This is a genomic window from Leptospira biflexa serovar Patoc strain 'Patoc 1 (Paris)', from assembly GCF_000017685.1.
GTDB lineage: Bacteria > Spirochaetota > Leptospiria > Leptospirales > Leptospiraceae > Leptospira_A > Leptospira_A biflexa.
In genome coordinates this window covers 2,686,629-2,703,546 of record NC_010602.1, presented here as the reverse complement: position 1 = coordinate 2,703,546, position 16,918 = coordinate 2,686,629, and the positions used below count along the sequence as shown (strand labels likewise).

Genomic DNA, 16,918 nt, shown 5'->3' with positions numbered 1-16,918 from the left:
AAGTTCTATATGGTAGGTGTTTCGGTATTAGGAATCTCTGGTTCTGTTGGTACTTCCACAGTGAAGGTACTCCGACAATTCCCTGACCAATTTGATTTACGTAGTTTTTCCGTTCATTCCAATTGGAATGTAGCAAAGGCCTTGGTAGAAGAATTTTCTCCAGAAGTCATTTGTATCACAGATCCCAAGTTAGTGGGGAAGTTTGGCGATTCGTATCTCTCAACAAAAATTTTGTATGGAGATAAAGCACTCATTGATTTGGTACAATTGCCATCTGTTGGTGTGGTGGTGACGGCAGTGATGGGAGCACGCGGAGTGTTACCAACGATTGCTGCCATTGAAGCCGGGAAAAAAATTGCCATCGCCAATAAGGAAACGCTTGTTACCTTTGGACCTCTTATCAATCGATTGGTGGCAAAACACAATACCGTCATGGTCCCTGTGGATTCTGAACACAATGCACTCTTCCAACTCATCGAAAGAGAAACAAGGTCCAATATCCGAGCTATCACTCTCACGGCTTCGGGAGGAAGTTTTCGAACCCTTCCCTTGGAAGCATTGGAACATGTATCCGTAAAACAGGCGCTCAATCATCCTACTTGGTCCATGGGTCCCAAAATCACAGTGGATTCAGCAGGTCTTATCAACAAAGGATTAGAAGTGATCGAAGCGCATTTTCTTTTTGGATTTTCGTATGACGAGATCGAGGTGGTGATTCATCCTCAGTCAATCACCCACGGGATCATCGAAACGACAGACGGTGCTTGTTTGTTATATGCAAGCCATCCCGATATGGTCTATCCCATTGCTCACTCTTTATTTTATCCCAATCCAACACCTCAAATGCTCATCGAACGAAAACCTTCGACTTGGAACACGTTTGAATTTTTCCCACCAGATACGAAGCGATATCCGGGATTGTTACTGGCCTACCAAGCAGGGAAAGCAGGTGGTGCGGCTCCAGGTATCTTTAATGCCGCAAACGAAGAGGCAGTCGCTTTATTTTTAGAAGAAAAAATTTCTTTCACCACAATTCCAAGGCTCATCGAGTCGGCTCTGAACCAAATTGAGAACGTATTTCCAGAAACGTTAGATGGGTATTTGGAAAAAGACCAAGAAACACGAAATTATATCCAAAGAGAATTTAATCAAGGGGGAGTGACTACATGATCATAATGATACTTGGCGCTGTATTCATGTTGGCTGTATCGATTTTTATCCATGAATTGGGGCACCTCTTATGTGGAAAATTGGTGGGCGTTGAAGCCCGCATATTTTCGTTAGGTTACGGAAAAGGGATTTGGAAAAAAAGGATTGGAAAAACCATCTACCAAATCACTGCCATCCCAGTGGGTGGTTATGTTTTGTTTCGTGGAGATGATTATAGCAAAAACAAAAAACCAAGGCAAGGTGATTTGCTTGCCACACCTCCACTGCGAAGGATGATCCCTGTACTCGGTGGTCCTTTCGCCAATTTGGTGTTAGGTTTTATATTATTGTTTATTTTAGAACTATCGGGTGATAGTCCTTCTTCGAATCGTATTTTCATAGAAGATGCAAATAAGGTTGCAAGCCCCGCATACAGTGCTGGCCTTCGAACTGGTGATTTGATCCTTTCTGTAAATGGAAAACCAACAGAAAGTTTTGAAGATATTTTCACCAATGTGAGTTTGACATCAGGGGATCCGATTGAAGTCACTTTCAAACGTGGCGAAGAAACCAAGTCCGTTTCGATCGTTCCCAATTTGTATTCGGCTGGTGGACACCCGACCATTGGTGTCATGCCATACGGCGAAAGAAGGGTAGTCGCAACCTTTACCTATGGAGAACAAATCGGCCATTTTATGGCAAATGTTTTAGATAAAGAAGACAAATCTTCAGCCTATTTCCAGGAAAAAATAGAAGAACGGAAAACGGAAATCCCAGAAGAACTTCTAAAACAACATGAAATCGCAGAACGGGAAAAATCGCTCAGACGTCGAGCTTTGTCTTTTTTAAAAGATGGAGACATGATCCTCACTGTAGCGGGTGTAGACGTTCATACGGTTCCTGAATTACAAACAGAATTAGGAAAACACCAAGGAAAAACCATTCCTGTGGAAGTGGAACGAAAAACTTACCCACTCCTCACACCTTGGGCAACTGAAAAAGTAACGATTCAAATTCCAGTGTTAGGTGCCAATGTATTTGAATTTTGGAATATTGAACACCCAAAATTTCCAGAATTGGCAATCCCTTATTTTCGATTGGATAGTTATGACGCTGAAATCGAAAATCGTCTCTCGAATTTAAAAATCCAGAACCAAATGTTTGATTCCTCTGATTCGTTAACCAACTATTTGAAAACGAATGTTGGCAGAAAAGAAATTTGGATTGGGAATATGAGATACTTCGCTGATGTGAATTTAAAACCCATTGGTTTACTTGGATTTCGAGCTTCCATGAAATTTGAAGCTGAAAAATTACAAAAGGAATCTACCGTATACTCTTCGTTTGTTGGTGCTGGAAATAAAGTGTATGAGAATGTTTCCACAACCTTAAAAGGGATTGGGATGTTGTTTTCGGGTTTGTTGTCTCCAAAAGAAAATTTATCTGGACCCATCGGGATTGTGCAAATCGCAGGGATTAGTTTGGAATATGGTTGGGTGACCTACCTTGATTTTGTTGCTAAAATTTCGTTGGCACTTATGGTCATGAATTTACTTCCCATCCCCATGGCTGACGGCGGACACATTGTACTCTATGCATATGAAGCTATCACAGGAAGACCACTTCCTAGAAAAGCCATTGAAGCCATCTTCCGTTTGGGATTTTTCTTTCTCATCGGACTTGGTCTTTATGTATCCTTTAATGATGTGATGCGTATTTTTTAAAGTATACTTTGAATTGTTAGATTGTTAATCAAAAAGAGAAAATTGATATGAAAGCTAGTTCCTATTTAATCCCTACTGCCAAAGAAGACCCACAAGATGCGGTGGTTGCGTCTCATAAATTGATGATGCGAGCGGGGCTCATTCGTAAATCAGCGGCGGGACTATATTCGTATTTGCCACTGGGCTTAAGAGTCCTTCGCAAAATTGAAGGCATTGTCAGAAAGGAAATGGACAAAGCAGGTGGTCTGGAATTCCAACTTCCCATTTTAACCCCAAGTGAAATTTGGAAAGAGTCTGGTCGTTGGGACAAAATGGGAAAAGAAATGTTTCGATTGAAGGACCGACATGACAACGAAAGTTGCCTTGGTCCCACTCACGAAGAATCCTTTTGTGTCCTTGTAAAACCCATGGTGCGTTCTTATAAAGATTTACCTATCAATGTATACCAAATTCATACAAAGTTCAGAGATGAAATCAGACCTCGTTTTGGAGTGATTCGTTCTCGGGAATTTACGATGAAGGATGCATACTCGTTTCATCTGGATGACGAATCCTTAGACAAAACTTACCAAACCATGCGTAAAACTTACAGAAGGATCTTTGCAGGGATGGGACTCACAACGATCCCTGTGCAAGCGGATTCAGGGAATATGGGTGGCTCAGCTTCCGAAGAATTTATGGTCGTGTCACCAATTGGTGAAGAAACCCTCACTATTTGTCCTTCCTGTCATTATTCGGGCAATATCGAAAAAACTCCTGTGATCGTTAACAGAAATGCAACAAAACAGGTGTTCGATGGCAAAGGAAAACTTCACACTCCAGCTAAAAAATCCATTACAGAAGTAGCCGAATTTTTAAATACTAAAGAAGAAAACCTTTTGAAAGCTGTGGCAGTTGTTGCCGATGGACAGTATATCCTTGTCTTTTTAGAGGGTGACCGCGAGCTAAACGAAAACAAACTAAAAAATCATTTGGGTTGCAATGAACTGAGACCAATGGGACCAGCTGAAATGGAAAAACTAGGACTTGTTCCAGGTTTTATCGGGCCAGGGTTTCCTAAGTCAGAATCACTCAAAATTTACATTGATGCCTTACTTGATTGGAATTTTTCCTACATAGCAGGTGGTAATGAAATAGATCACCACATTGCGGGCGTTCAACTCACTTCTATTTTCAAAGAAGAAGAGGTCACAAAGATTGATATCTCTCAGGCAAAAGTTGGTGACCCATGCCCATCTTGCGGAACTGGACTTACGGCGGAAAAAGGAATCGAAGTGGGTCATATCTTCAAACTCGGTCAAAAGTATTCCAAAGCATTCGATATCACCGTTCTCAATGACAAAGGAAAGGCAACGACAACAACGATGGGTTGTTATGGGATTGGAGTGAACCGTTGTATGGCCACTGTCATTGAACAATGTAATGATGAGAAGGGGATCTTTTGGCCAGTCTCTATCGCACCGTTTACTGTTTGTTTGGTGAGTATTGCCAAAAATCCAGATGACATAGCCAAAATCGAAACGATCTACAAATCACTTGTAGAGTCGGGGATTGAAGTTTTGTGGGATGATCGTGATTTAGGTCCTGGGTTTAAATTCAAAGATTCCGAACTCATCGGATTTCCGATCCGAATCACTTTAGGGAAAGGATTTTTAGAAAAAAATGAAATTACCATTCTAGATCGAAAGTCCATGGCCGAGGATACCTTGGTGTATACGACAAACGAAGAATTAGTGACCCATCTCAAATTGAAGATTTCCCAACTGGAAGAAACCATTGAGAAGGAAGTATCCCTTGCGGGAACATGAACTTCTTTTTAGTTTTTTTTTTGAAAGTGAAGGAATGGGTCGATAAAAAACGGTCTTTGTGATAAACAGAGGTCATTGGGTGGCGGGTGGATAACCCCACCCAGTTCGATACGGGCGGGGAAATCTACCGAAAAAATCCCCCACCTCCCCCAAAAGAAGCAGTTTTCATATTCACCTATCCCGCTATCTTGGGACATATGGGCAAAAACCAACCTGGATATTTTGGAGAATTTGGTGGCAGATACGCACCCGAAATTCTAACCGAAGCTCTCGAAGAGCTTGAATCCACCTATCAAAAGTTAAAGAAGAGTAAAAAGTTCAAAAAAGAATTGGAGTTTTACTTACAGAACTATGTCGGAAGACCTAGCCCTTTAACTTATGCAGAACGTCTCACCAAACAATGGGGAGGTGCTCGTATATGGCTAAAACGTGAAGACTTAAATCATACAGGTGCACATAAAATTAACAACGCCATTGGACAGGCGTTAATTGCAAAATTTATGGGCAAAAAAAGAATCATCGCGGAAACAGGTGCAGGCCAACACGGCTTAGCCACAGCGACAGTGGGTGCCATGTTCGGAATGGAAACCGTTGTTTACATGGGTGCGGTGGATGTTGAAAGGCAAAATCTAAATGCAAAAAAAATAGAGATGTTAGGTGCCAAAATTTTACCTGTGACTGCAGGTGAGGCAACTTTGAAAGAAGCAACTAGTGAAGCCATGCGTGACTGGGCATTAAACGTTTCCACAACTCACTACATCGTAGGCTCAGCGATTGGACCACATCCTTTCCCTACCATCGTACGTGATTTACAATCCATCATCGGTAAGGAAGCAAGATCACAATTCAAAAAAAGAAATCATAATCTCCCACATGCCATCGTTGCCTGTGTGGGCGGTGGGTCTAATGCCATTGGTATGTTCCATGCATTTCTAAAGGACAAACATGTTGCCATTTACGGTGCGGAAGCAGGTGGGCTAGGTCCAAAACCAGGCGAACATTCTGCAACTTTAACCTATGGGAAAACCGGTTTTTTACATGGAACCAAAACTCTTATCATCCAGGATGAGGCAGGTCAAATTGTTCCGGCTCATTCCGTATCTGCAGGACTCGACTATCCAGGAGTCGGACCAGAACACGCTTATCTGTCACAAACCAAACGAGTGGATTATCGTATGGTGACAGACGAACAGGCATTAGATTGTTTTTTGGAAGTGACTCGTGTAGAAGGAATCATTCCTGCGTTAGAAACAGCGCATGCTTTTTATGTAGCAAGAGATGTTGCAAAGGATTTAGGAAAAAAGAAAGACCTAATCATTTGTTTGTCCGGGCGAGGTGATAAAGATGTTACGGAAGTTTTGCGGATACTAGGTGAAAGAAGCAAATGAGTAAAATAAAAGAACTTTTTGAAAGTGGGAAATTTAAATCCGCATTTATTCCTTATTTTACATTGGGTGATCCAAACTACAATGATTCCATTGAGTTTGGGAAAACCATCTTAGATGGAGGAGCCGACATTTTAGAATTAGGAATTCCTTTTTCAGATCCTGTGGCGGACGGTCCCGTGATCCAAAGGGCGGTGGCACGTTCTTTAAAAAACAAGTTTTCTTTTGATGAAATTTTTCGTGTCACCAAACAAATCCATCTTCATAAACAAGAAACCCCACTTGTGTATCTCACGTACTTTAATCCCATCTATCATTGTGGGATTACAAAGTTTTTGGATAATGCAAAAGATTCGGGTGTTGTGGGACTTGTGATTCCCGATTTGCCTTTTGACACAATCGAAAGCGAAACACTTTTCCAAGAATTAAGACTTAGGGATATGGATTTAATTCATCTCGTCACACCAGCATCGACCAAAAAACGAATTGAAGCTCTAAGGAAAACATCTACAGGATTTATCTACTATGTGACTTCCTTTGGTGTGACAGGAGAGCGCCGTGAGTTTTCTGTCGACTTAAAGGAAAGGATTCGTTTCTTAAAAGATACGATCCAACTTCCCATTTGCGCTGGATTTGGAATCTCCACCCCCGAACAAGCAAGTCAAATTGCCGGGTATGCGGACGGAATCATCATCGGATCTGCCATCCAAAGGGTCATCGAAGAGAATGGGCAAGACGCTTCCAAAGCAAAAAATGTTTTGGCGGACTACATAACAAAGATTCGGGCATCAATTTCCTAAATTTTTTTCCGAAATCACTCAAAAACATTTGAGTCTCTTTAAAAAATCCGAGAGAATGGTCGGAAATTCCTTAACGAATAAAGAGGCTCTATGTCCGACAAAGAATCAAAATCGCTTTCGATTTTAGATTACCTCAGTGTTGCAGTTGCCACCCTTGGGTCACTTGGTGTGATCGTTTCTGTCGTCATGACAGGATGGGTATATGAGTATTCCTTCCTAGTTGGTGGGATGCTCGTACTGCTATCTTCATCTTACTTTGTTTACAAAATCATTGAAAAAGTTTCTAAAGACAAACAAAGATCAGGGGCTATCTGGTTATCATATGTAATTGCAATTTTTATGTATACCATGGTAAATACCTTCCAACCTCTTAAGGAGTTGGAAGAAAATTCCATTTCATTTCGGTTTCAATTTTTACGAGGTACCAATACAAAAACAGAAAGTGAAGGGGACACGGGTAGGATTGAATACATCCAATACCAACCACCCGCAAAAGCCAGAAAGGATATCAATATCATTGGTATCACAACAGAATCTTTAGAAAAACTACAAGGAACTTGGCCACTTCCATGGAGCTATTATTCTGATATCATTGAAACATTCAAAGATTCAAACAACATTCTGATGTTCGATATTTTCTTCGTTGATTATAAACCCGGCCAAACGGAAGAGATGGTCACTGCATTGCAAAAAAATCGCAATGTTTTATTTGACTACCCTATGGAAGTCAGTGCGGAATCCAAAGAAGCAGTTCTCAATTTAGAAAAACGAATTGATATCTTAAGAAAGTTTCAAATTAAAAATGTCATCGATGAAAACGATGGTGGTATCTCTTGGGTTAAATTCCCACAACCACCCATCGAACCGATCGGTGAGTTATCAGCTGGTCTTGGTTTTGCGAACGTAAAAAAAGATGAGTCTGGTCTCAACAGAAAGATGCCACTTGTTGTTAAGGTTTATAACTCTGGACGTGACAGAGAAACTGAATATTTCCCTTCCATCGACTTACTCATTGTTTGCCAATACTACGGTATCAACGTACAAAATGATGTAGAAGTGAATATGGGCCATTATGTTAAACTCAAAAACATTCCAAACAAAATCATTCGAGAGTTTAATGTAAAAGCACGTAAATTTGAAGAACGTGATGTGATGCATATCCCGAATGAAAATAGGGAAGTGGTCATACCTATCGACTGGGAAGGGCAAATGGAAATCAATTTTGTGGGAGGAAGGTATTCTTTCAAACAAAATGAGATCTTTGAAGTGACAAACGATTGGAATCAAGAATTACTCGAAGCAAACCAAATTAATAACAAAATTTTCCTAGTTGCGATGTATTATGCAACTGGTCGCGGGGCTTCCAAAGACTCCCACTTATCTCCGTTTGGTGATATGTCAGGGATTGAACACCACGCACATGCTGTAAACACCATTCTAAACCAAGACTTTTTGTCCACAGTTCCGAATTGGGGGATCTTTCTCATTTATGTAGCTCTTGGTGTTATGATTGGATTTTTACAACCACGTGTGAAAACCCATATTGGTTTTGCGATCATGTTAACTCAGTTATTACTTTATGTGATAGCCGCTCTTTATATTTTCCAAGCTTTCAACCTGATCACCGTTTTACCATCAGTCACCATCGAACAGATTGTGGTCTTTGTGGCCATCATCGGATTTAGGATCTTAACAGAAGAAGAGAACGTAAAATACATCCGACAAACCTTTTCCAAATTCGTATCCAAAGACGTTGTGGATGAACTCCTCAAACACCCGGACAATTTGGCACTTGGTGGGTCCAAACGAGAGATCACCATTTTTTTCTCTGACGTTCGTGGGTTCACGACCATTTCCGAACAATTGGGACCGGAAGACCTCGTGAAGTTACTGAACGAATACCTTTCTGCCATGACGGACATCATCATTGAATACAAAGGAACCATCGATAAGTACATGGGTGATGCCATCATGGCATTCTGGGGAGCTCCAGTACCGTTGGAAGACCATGCTTATTATGCTTGCGTCGCTGCATTAGCACAGCTTGACCACTTAAAAGTACTCCAACAAAAGTGGGCTGAACGGCATGTCCCAGTGATCGACATTGGTTGTGGGCTCAACTCAGGCCCTGCAGTTGTTGGGAACATGGGTTCATCTCATAGGATGGAATACACTTGTATGGGAGATACGATCAACCTCGGATCTCGCTTGGAAGGTTCGAATAAGATGTACACGACAAATATCATCATCTCGGAATACACCTATGAAAAAGTAAAAGACCGAGTGGTGACACGAGAGCTTGATTTGGTGCGTGTAAAAGGAAAAACCCAACCTGTTCGGATTTACGAATTGCTTGGAATCACAAACCCAGAAGATATGGAGAAAATGAAGCGGCCACTCCAAAAGGCGGCAACATGAAGTTTCAATGCCATCGTATCCATATCTCGACAAAATCAATTTCCCACAAGACCTTAGAAACCTAAAGGAAGCGGATCTCCCTGCGGTCTGCCATGACCTCAGGGAATACATCATCGACACCCTCTCCGACGTGGGAGGGCATTTCGCCAGTAACCTAGGAGTCGTGGAACTTACCGTTGCCCTTCACTACGTTTTCCAAACACCGAAAGACAAAATCATCTGGGACGTTGGCCACCAAACCTATCCTCATAAAATCCTGACAGGTCGAAAAAAAGAACTGCCAACGGTTCGTAAATGGTTGGGCCTTTCTGGATTTCCCAAACGAGAAGAATCTGAATATGATTTGTACAATACAGGCCATGCGGGAACTTCTATCTCCCAAGCCTTAGGTGAAGCCTGTGCCAGGGACTTAATGGGTGAATCCTACAAAGTGGCGGCAGTGATTGGAGACGCCTCCATTGCCACGGGTATGGCACTGGAAGCCATGAACCATGGAGGGCATATCAAACCCAACATGTTAGTCATCTTAAATGACAACTACATGTCCATCTCCAAAAATGTCGGGTCCATTTCTAATTATTTGAATCGAATCATTTCTTCTCAAGTGTACAATAAGGGAAAAACTGCTATTTACAGTTTTTTAAAATGGATTCCGCTGATTGGTCCCGCCTTGCAGGCATTAGCTCATAACATGGAAACATCGTTTAAACATTTTATGATGCGCCCTGGTGGACTCTTCGAAGATTTGGGATTTACTTATTTTGGTCCCATTGATGGACACGACGTAAACCGCGTGGTCCAAATGTTACAAAACCTTTCCAAAATCCAAGGTCCCATTCTGCTCCATGTCCTCACTCAAAAAGGCAAAGGATACAAACCAGCGGAAGCTGACCCTATCAAATACCATGGAGTCACACCGTTTAACAAAGAATCAGGGAAAATGACTTCGGCTGATGCCAATAAAATTGGACTCTCTAAAATTGTGGGAAAAACTCTGATGGATCTCACAAACAAAGACAAACGAATTGCGGTGATCACTCCTGCCATGATTGAAGGGTCAGGACTACGTGATTTTCAGGAGGCATATCCAAATCATACATTTGATGTAGGGATCGCCGAACAACACTCCGTTGCCTTTGCTGGTGCCATGACAAATGGTGGTGCCATCCCATTTATGTGTATTTATTCTACCTTTCTCACAAGAGCAATGGACCAATTGGTAGAAGATGTATCCCTTATGAATTTGCCAGTTCGGTTTGTCATTGATCGAGCAGGGATTGTGGGACCCGATGGAGAAACCCACCAAGGTTTGTCTGATTTAGGGTATCTGGCAGGGCTTCCCAATATGGACATCATCGTTCCCAGTTCCGCGCAAGACATCATCGATAGCCTTCATTTTATGAAGGATTATTCGGAGCATCCGATCGCAATTCGATTCCCAAAAGACAATGGCGACTTACGAGAATTAAAGTTCGAGAAACCGAACCAAATCACGAAAGCAAAAGCAAGAGTGGTGACGGAAGGAGAAGATTTACTAATCCTTTCCCTTGGATTTATGTTACCCATCGCGGGACAAGTCGCCGAAATTTTAAAAACAAAAGGAATCTCGGTTTCTGTGATTGATTTGTTTTGGCTACGACCTTATGATAAGGATCTTGTCCACACCTACATTGCAAAAACCAAACGGTTTGTGATTTTAGATGAAAGTTACCTCCATGCGGGTGCATCCGGTTACCTTTTGAATGAAATTCCAGGTTCACTCATTGGAAAGTTTCTAAAAACCTTTGCCCTTCCTTTGGAGCCGATCCACCACGGAGAAAGGAACCAAATCTTAGAACACTACCGACTGACTGCGACTCAGATTGCCGAAGATTTACTTTCAGTTTTGCAAAAATAAAAAATAAGTTTTCAAGGAGATTTTTAAGGCTTCCGAAAATGAAAGAAAACAGGTGAGGATCTCTTTGTCTTCAAGTTCTTTCCAACTTTCTTTAGATTTAGCAAAAGACCATTTTAAAATCGGTGATTTAGACCGTGCCGAATTCCACCTTCGTTCCAGTTTAGAATTGGAAGAATCAGAGGAAGCCTATTTTTATCTGGGACTTGTCCAAAATGCACTTGGGTCATGGAGTGATGCTTTGGTTTCGTATTACAAAGCAGTTAGCTTAAACCATGAGTATGGGAATCCATGCAACGAAATCGGCGTTTTACTCCTCAGAATGGGGAATGACAAAGAAGCGGTGTATTGGTTAAAAAAGTCCATACGATGCGAACGAAATGATGCCCCACATATTTCTTATTTCAACTTAGCAACTTTATACAAATTATGGAATCGACCAGAAAGGTCCTTACAATACCTTCATAAAGCCCTTTCCTTAAAAAAAGATTTTTTAGAAGCGAATGAACTTTGGCGGGAAATCAAAGCAGACGAAGAAGCTCCTTCCAATTAACTGTAGTCAGTGGGGAGGGAAACGTTTACCTCTCCCACATACTTAGGGATTTCCATTCTCACACCTTTCCAATCTAAATACGTTCCTCCTTCTTCTTCTGTTAAAAGGTCGGATAATTCCTTTGCTGCATTCCAAGTGAAACGGTATTTGATTCTCTCTTCTTCTGCTCGGACACCGAGGATGCCACCATCTTCGGTTTCATAAATTTCAAATTCTCCAAAAGGATAAGTCCTTCCATCATCGGTGATAAAAACAATCTCAGTAGGAGTGACTTCAATGTGTAAAACATGGCAAGGGAATCCATCAATTTTGAGATATCCATGTTCGGAAAGTTCGCCAAAGGTATTTTCGATATAAACACCTTTTTCATTTCCATGAAGGTTATTTCGAAAGTAGGTGAGGATTTCCTCTTTTTCAATGGGGTTCCCACGAAAGATCCATTCATCATTCGGAGCAACGTAAATTTCAGAATCAAATTTTCTAGGCATCATTTATTTGTAACGGAACGCATAACCTTTCCAATAAGGAAGGTTTGATTGTTGTAAATAGGAATTGGTCGTTCTTCCTTTTTGGTCCATCGTATGAACGGAAACATTATCGATGGTGGTTTGGTTTTTTTCAGTCATCCAGACCCCATCAATTTTCCGCCGAAACATCTCTTTTTTGAGCCTCGGTTCATAATCCTCCCAAGTCAAGTCCTCGGTATTGCGTATGATGATCTCTCCTACGATTTTAAAGAGTTTTTTGGGCCTTTCCCTGTGGATTTCAACCTCTTGCCATGATGACACCTTATAACGATGATCATTTGGCCGAAAATCAGGTTCTGGAATGAAATCCACCGAAGAACAACCAAAAAGAATCAAGAAGACGGGAAGTGAGTAAAATTTGAACCGCATTTTATACCTTAGACAAAAATATGCTATACATTGGCTGAATTGCCATAGGATAAGCAATACAAAGATTTAGGCACCAAGCTTTCATGGAAGAAACAGACATCGGCAAACGAAAACGGGAAAATGTACTCAAAATTGGTTACTCTACCTTAGATGAAATTGAGGAAAAAGTAAAGGCCTTTCGAGTCATGAACCAAAATGCCGTGAAAAAACGGTATCTGATCACCCGCGATCCTATTTTGGATCCCCAAGGGAAGGTGCTCTTAGCGAAGGCTCAGGAAATTGATGTTTCCGCCGCAAAACTCCTCCGTCGGCATTTCAAAGGTGCGGACATGTTCAAAGTGTTCCAACCTGACGAAGGACTTGTCATCATTTCGGATATGTCCACTATGGAAGGGGTTTCTTTTTCCATGGACATAGTGACTCAAATCATGAACTTGGGTGGTGGTGCTTACGAAGGTTTCATCGACAGAGTCGATAGTTTTGAAGACTTCATTGGCCTTCTCAAAAAAAACCTCTTCCCTCGTATGATCATTGTGGGATACCTTCCCAAAGAAAAAATCCAAACCGAAATCATCAATTTTGTCAAAGTGAAACGTCTCGACAATTATCTACGTGCCTTAGAGTTAACCCATACAGTTTTTAAGCCCGCAGCTTACTTCCCAAAAATCAAACAAGTCAATATTTCACAAGAAGACCCAAAATCTTGGGGCCGATTTGTGGTAGAGATTGTACGCGAATACACAAGACCCTATTTTGTAGAAGAAGTTTAATTAAGACAAAATCATCGATCGATTGAGCATAGCACCTGCAATATTTCCAGAGTAGACTGCATGCGCAACAGTGCGAAACATCGAAGCCATATCCCCTATCGCATAAACACCTTGAACACTTGTTTCATAAAATGGAGACACATCAATATGACCACTTGGCTGAAGTTTACATCCAAGTTCTTCCGGCAATTTTGAATGTTGAACAATCGGTATTTTTGAATATAAAGTTTGGAGTGGGATATTTTTCCCTAATTGGAATAACAAACCTGAAATTTTCCCATCCTTTTGGACTATTTCCATGACTGGTTCGGTTTGAATCGAAATTCCTTCTGATTCAATTTTGTTTATCTCTTCCGTGGAAAATTGCACTGGGCCATTTGTAAAAATGGTAATTTCTTTTGACCAGTGTTTTAGAAATTTAGCATGTTCGTATACACCTTCTTCATTCATCCATAATCCAGTTTGATTTCCTACATATTCATATCCGTGGCAATAAGGACAGTGGATGACAGTTTTCCCCCAAGCTTGTGCAAAACCAGGTATCTCTGGTAATATATCTTTGACACCAGTCGCAAAAATGATTTTATCAGTTTGGATTTCACTCAATCCATTCCCTTTGATTAAATATCCAGAACCTTTTTTTTGAATCGAAGTAGCTTCACCTATTTGTAGTTTGAAGGTTTTGTATTCATTTAAATCTGATAATGCTTTTTGTCTAATTTCACTCGGTTTGATCCCATCGTGCGTAATGAAATTATGTGAGAAAGGTGTGTTTTGATTACATGGTCTTTCGGAATCGATAACGAGAACATTTCGTAAAGATCGAACAAGGGTAAGAGCAGCAGAAAGTCCTGAATAACTTCCACCAATGATTGTAATATCTGCTTTTTGAAGAGATTCCATAAATGCAATTGTGTTGCATCTATGGAAGTTGGCAAGGATTAAACTTCGTAAAAGGTTAAATTTTCATACAATTCTTTTGGTAAGTTCCCACTCGCATCCATGTACTTTTTGTATTTGTTTTCGAATTCTTTGTGTTGGCGAGTTCGAATGTTTTTGAATCGGTTGTGGAGTTCTGCATACGCTGGTTGTGAAGAAACTTTTTCGCGAATATTTTTGTGGAATGGGATGTGACGGTAGAAGATGGAACGCACGACTCGGTTGACACGTTGGACACCTTCAGCTTCATACCGGATCCATAAAGAGTAATCATACGCAAATTTATCACGGTCAGTTCGAAATCGTTTGAACTCGGATGAAATTTTTTCTTTGAGTTCAGGTGAAAGATCCTTACTTTTTTTATAAAATTGCACATAATCTGTGTAATCTGCAGTGATGGAAGGTATTCCCACATTGTTCCAATCGGGACCAAGGATATTTTTACAAAGTTCCCATCGGAACGCAGCAATTGCTTCCAACATAAAAGTTTTGAGATCCCCTGTCACAAAATGAGGGATACAAATCCTTCCTCTTGATTCTTTGGAGCCCGCACCCCGAAAGATAGAAAGGTCTTGCCACATCATGATCTTTGGTCCAATAGAAGGGACTAAGATAAAATCAGGAATGATTGACCTTTGGATGAATTCGTTTTTGATTCCAATCTCTTCGTTTCGGTAAATTACCTCACGATTGAAAGCAGTGTAGTCAACTCCCAAGATGTATTGGAGTGCTTTTTCTACATCATCTTTCGAAACAAAACATTTCTCAAGAGGGATCGTGATATGGTATTTTGTTAGGATAGGGAAGTGACTTGCAATATTTCCAGAAGTCAAACGTACGTTTGGTTCATACATGGAAGAGATTTCGGAAGCGAGCCTTGCCTCTCCTGTATCATAATCTGGTGGGATGTCTTTTTCCGATTTGATCCCAGAGTCTTTGAGATCCATTTTTAATTTTTCAAAAAATGTTTGGCCCAACTCATCGACCGAGGTTGGCACTTCTCTTGAATACACTTTTTCTAACCAATCGGTACCATGGTGGATCGGTGCACTTGGATTCCCTCCAGGTTGGTACAAACGCCCTACAAGTTCTACAATATGTCCGTCGTCGAGTAAGGATTCATCGAAGTATCCATAGCGTAACATCAGTTCTACGGCTTTTGGAGCCTGTTTCCCTGATTGTAACCATTTGGTGAAGGATTTTTTATATACATCCCAATAAGTTTTGGCAATTGTACGGCGAATTTTACGGTTGTCTGGTTCTGGATCGAGAGGGTTTTTAAATGATTTGAGTTTTACCATTAAAGTGGAAAACTCTTTTACCGATTCAGGGTCTACTTGGGAATAGTTTAGAATTTGGCTCGCCGAATTTAATAATTCTACTTTTAAAGCCTTGGTATCAATTCCTGCTCGGATAGGATCATTTCCTTGAGCAATCGCTTCCTCTTTATTTTTTTGTGCATTGAGTTCGTGTCCATACTTGGACGTGAGTTCCGTTTGTTTGGATTCCAATTTGTCTAAACAGTTTCCAATGGATGCATAATTGGTTCCAAAAATTTGTTTGTATTCTTCGAGAAGGGATTTTGATTTTTTCAAAGCCCATTCGGTAATAGGAAGTAATACTGTTGATGGAATTGTCGAGTAACCCGTATTAAATAAATCTAATGTTAAATTGAATTTTTCTAATAATGAGTTTTCGCCCACAAACATTGAATTCATTGTTTCGGATAATTCGAAGGTCTCTTTGCTGAGTAATTCAAATAATTCGCGATAGGTTTTGACATAACTTTCGGCAGCACTTTGTAAAAGGCTTGGATCTGCCTCAAACAATGCTTGTGAAATTTTAGGATTCACAGATAATATTTTTCGAATGAAATGAAATTCAGCATCATTCCATTCAATTGCTTCACTATAATCTTTTTCAAAAAATTCGCCGTGGTCTTCTTCTAAAAAAGTGACACTAGGTTTGTCGGGTAACATACCGCCATGTTCTTGGAAACCAGCGAGATTGTTTCGGATGAGTTTCATCACAGGATCAATGATGTTTTCATCGCGCGTGATCATGGCACCAGGTGTGACATCAGAAAAGATAGAAGGGTTTAAAATATAATACACAGCACCCAAATTATCCATGGTTTGTTCAAATTTGGAGGCTAGTCCTTTGATGGACAAAACTCGTTTGTACAATTCTCCAATTTCTTTGAGTAGGGTACGAACGGCCATGACCCCAACGGATACCTTTGTTGTGAGGGTTTTTTTGGCATTGGGTTGGTTCATCACGTAAGTGGAAACAACGCAGGAAGTTTTGGCACGGATTGTATAGGGGTAAGGTGTTCCTTCGAGCAGTGCAAAGATACCTGGAGTTAGGTTTGCCCCTTCCAAACTATAGAGGACAATGCTTGTGTCTCCAAGAGTGGTCTCCACTCGAACCGAACCTTCATGGAGGATGTTCATGGACGTAGAGGCCTTACCTCCAATGAAAAGCACTTCACCTGGATTGACTGGGATCTTTTGGTTATTTTTACTGGTATCTAGAGGCATTTGGTTGTTCGTAAAGGAAACTTAGGTTTCCGACAAACGCTA

Annotated in this window: 13 protein-coding genes; 9 read left to right on the top strand and 4 right to left on the bottom strand. The window is 40.8% G+C overall.

The features are described 5' to 3' along the window. Nucleotides 1-9: 9 nt before the first annotated feature. The 8 genes from dxr (at nt 10) to LEPBI_RS12810 (ending at nt 11,731) form a co-directional block, all read left to right on the top strand. Nucleotides 10-1,170, top strand: a complete 1,161-nt coding sequence (dxr, locus tag LEPBI_RS12845; protein WP_012389550.1) for a 1-deoxy-D-xylulose-5-phosphate reductoisomerase — start codon at nt 10-12, stop codon at nt 1,168-1,170. Next, nucleotides 1,167-2,873 carry a site-2 protease family protein gene (locus LEPBI_RS12840; RefSeq protein ID WP_012389549.1) on the top strand — a complete coding sequence of 569 codons (1,707 nt, stop codon included), beginning with the start codon at nt 1,167-1,169 and terminating at the stop codon, nt 2,871-2,873. The genes dxr and LEPBI_RS12840 overlap by 4 nt, the downstream gene beginning before the upstream one ends. A 47-nt stretch (nt 2,874-2,920) precedes the next feature. Beyond that, on the top strand, nt 2,921-4,681 hold the full coding sequence (locus LEPBI_RS12835) for a proline--tRNA ligase (protein ID WP_012389548.1): 1,761 nt from the start codon (nt 2,921-2,923) through the stop codon (nt 4,679-4,681). 197 nt (nt 4,682-4,878) lie between these two features. Then, the gene (trpB, locus tag LEPBI_RS12830; protein WP_012389547.1) at nt 4,879-6,069 is read left to right on the top strand and encodes a tryptophan synthase subunit beta; all 1,191 of its coding nucleotides are present in this window, start codon (nt 4,879-4,881) and stop codon (nt 6,067-6,069) included. Further along, the gene (trpA, locus tag LEPBI_RS12825; protein ID WP_012389546.1) at nt 6,066-6,866 is read left to right on the top strand and encodes a tryptophan synthase subunit alpha; all 801 of its coding nucleotides are present in this window, start codon (nt 6,066-6,068) and stop codon (nt 6,864-6,866) included. The genes trpB and trpA overlap by 4 nt, the downstream gene beginning before the upstream one ends. Nucleotides 6,867-6,956: 90 nt before the next feature. Further along, nucleotides 6,957-9,284, top strand: coding sequence for an adenylate/guanylate cyclase domain-containing protein (locus LEPBI_RS12820; protein ID WP_012389545.1), 2,328 nt, complete (start codon nt 6,957-6,959; stop codon nt 9,282-9,284). Nucleotides 9,285-9,291: 7 nt separating this feature from the next. Further along, entirely contained in the window at nt 9,292-11,181 is a 1,890-nt protein-coding gene (gene dxs / locus LEPBI_RS12815) for a 1-deoxy-D-xylulose-5-phosphate synthase (RefSeq protein ID WP_012389544.1), read from the top strand. Nucleotides 11,182-11,245: 64 nt separating this feature from the next. Next, nucleotides 11,246-11,731, top strand: a complete 486-nt coding sequence (locus LEPBI_RS12810; RefSeq protein WP_012476379.1) for a tetratricopeptide repeat protein — start codon at nt 11,246-11,248, stop codon at nt 11,729-11,731. On the opposite strand, the gene LEPBI_RS12805 is transcribed toward LEPBI_RS12810, so the two are convergent. After that, nucleotides 11,728-12,222 (bottom strand): hypothetical protein, encoded by a 495-nt coding sequence (locus LEPBI_RS12805; RefSeq protein ID WP_012389542.1) that lies wholly within the window; start codon nt 12,220-12,222, stop codon nt 11,728-11,730. The two genes, LEPBI_RS12810 and LEPBI_RS12805, sit on opposite strands and share 4 nt — an antisense overlap. After that, nucleotides 12,223-12,627: a hypothetical protein gene (locus LEPBI_RS12800; RefSeq protein ID WP_012389541.1), complete on the bottom strand. Its 405-nt coding sequence runs from the start codon at nt 12,625-12,627 to the stop codon at nt 12,223-12,225. A gap of 83 nt (nt 12,628-12,710) precedes the next feature. Between LEPBI_RS12800 and LEPBI_RS12795 the strand changes: the two genes are divergently transcribed. Then, complete coding sequence (locus LEPBI_RS12795; protein WP_012389540.1) at nt 12,711-13,397, top strand: hypothetical protein; 687 nt, start codon at nt 12,711-12,713, stop codon at nt 13,395-13,397. Here the strand turns inward: LEPBI_RS12795 and LEPBI_RS12790 are convergent, their stop codons facing one another. Together LEPBI_RS12790 and LEPBI_RS12785 are read right to left on the bottom strand one after the other, a co-directional pair. Continuing rightward, nucleotides 13,398-14,300, bottom strand: coding sequence for an NAD(P)/FAD-dependent oxidoreductase (locus LEPBI_RS12790; RefSeq protein ID WP_012389539.1), 903 nt, complete (start codon nt 14,298-14,300; stop codon nt 13,398-13,400). 38 nt (nt 14,301-14,338) lie between these two features. Next, nucleotides 14,339-16,876: a cyclic nucleotide-binding domain-containing protein gene (locus LEPBI_RS12785; protein WP_012389538.1), complete on the bottom strand. Its 2,538-nt coding sequence runs from the start codon at nt 16,874-16,876 to the stop codon at nt 14,339-14,341. Between the last annotated feature and the right edge of the window lie 42 nt (nt 16,877-16,918).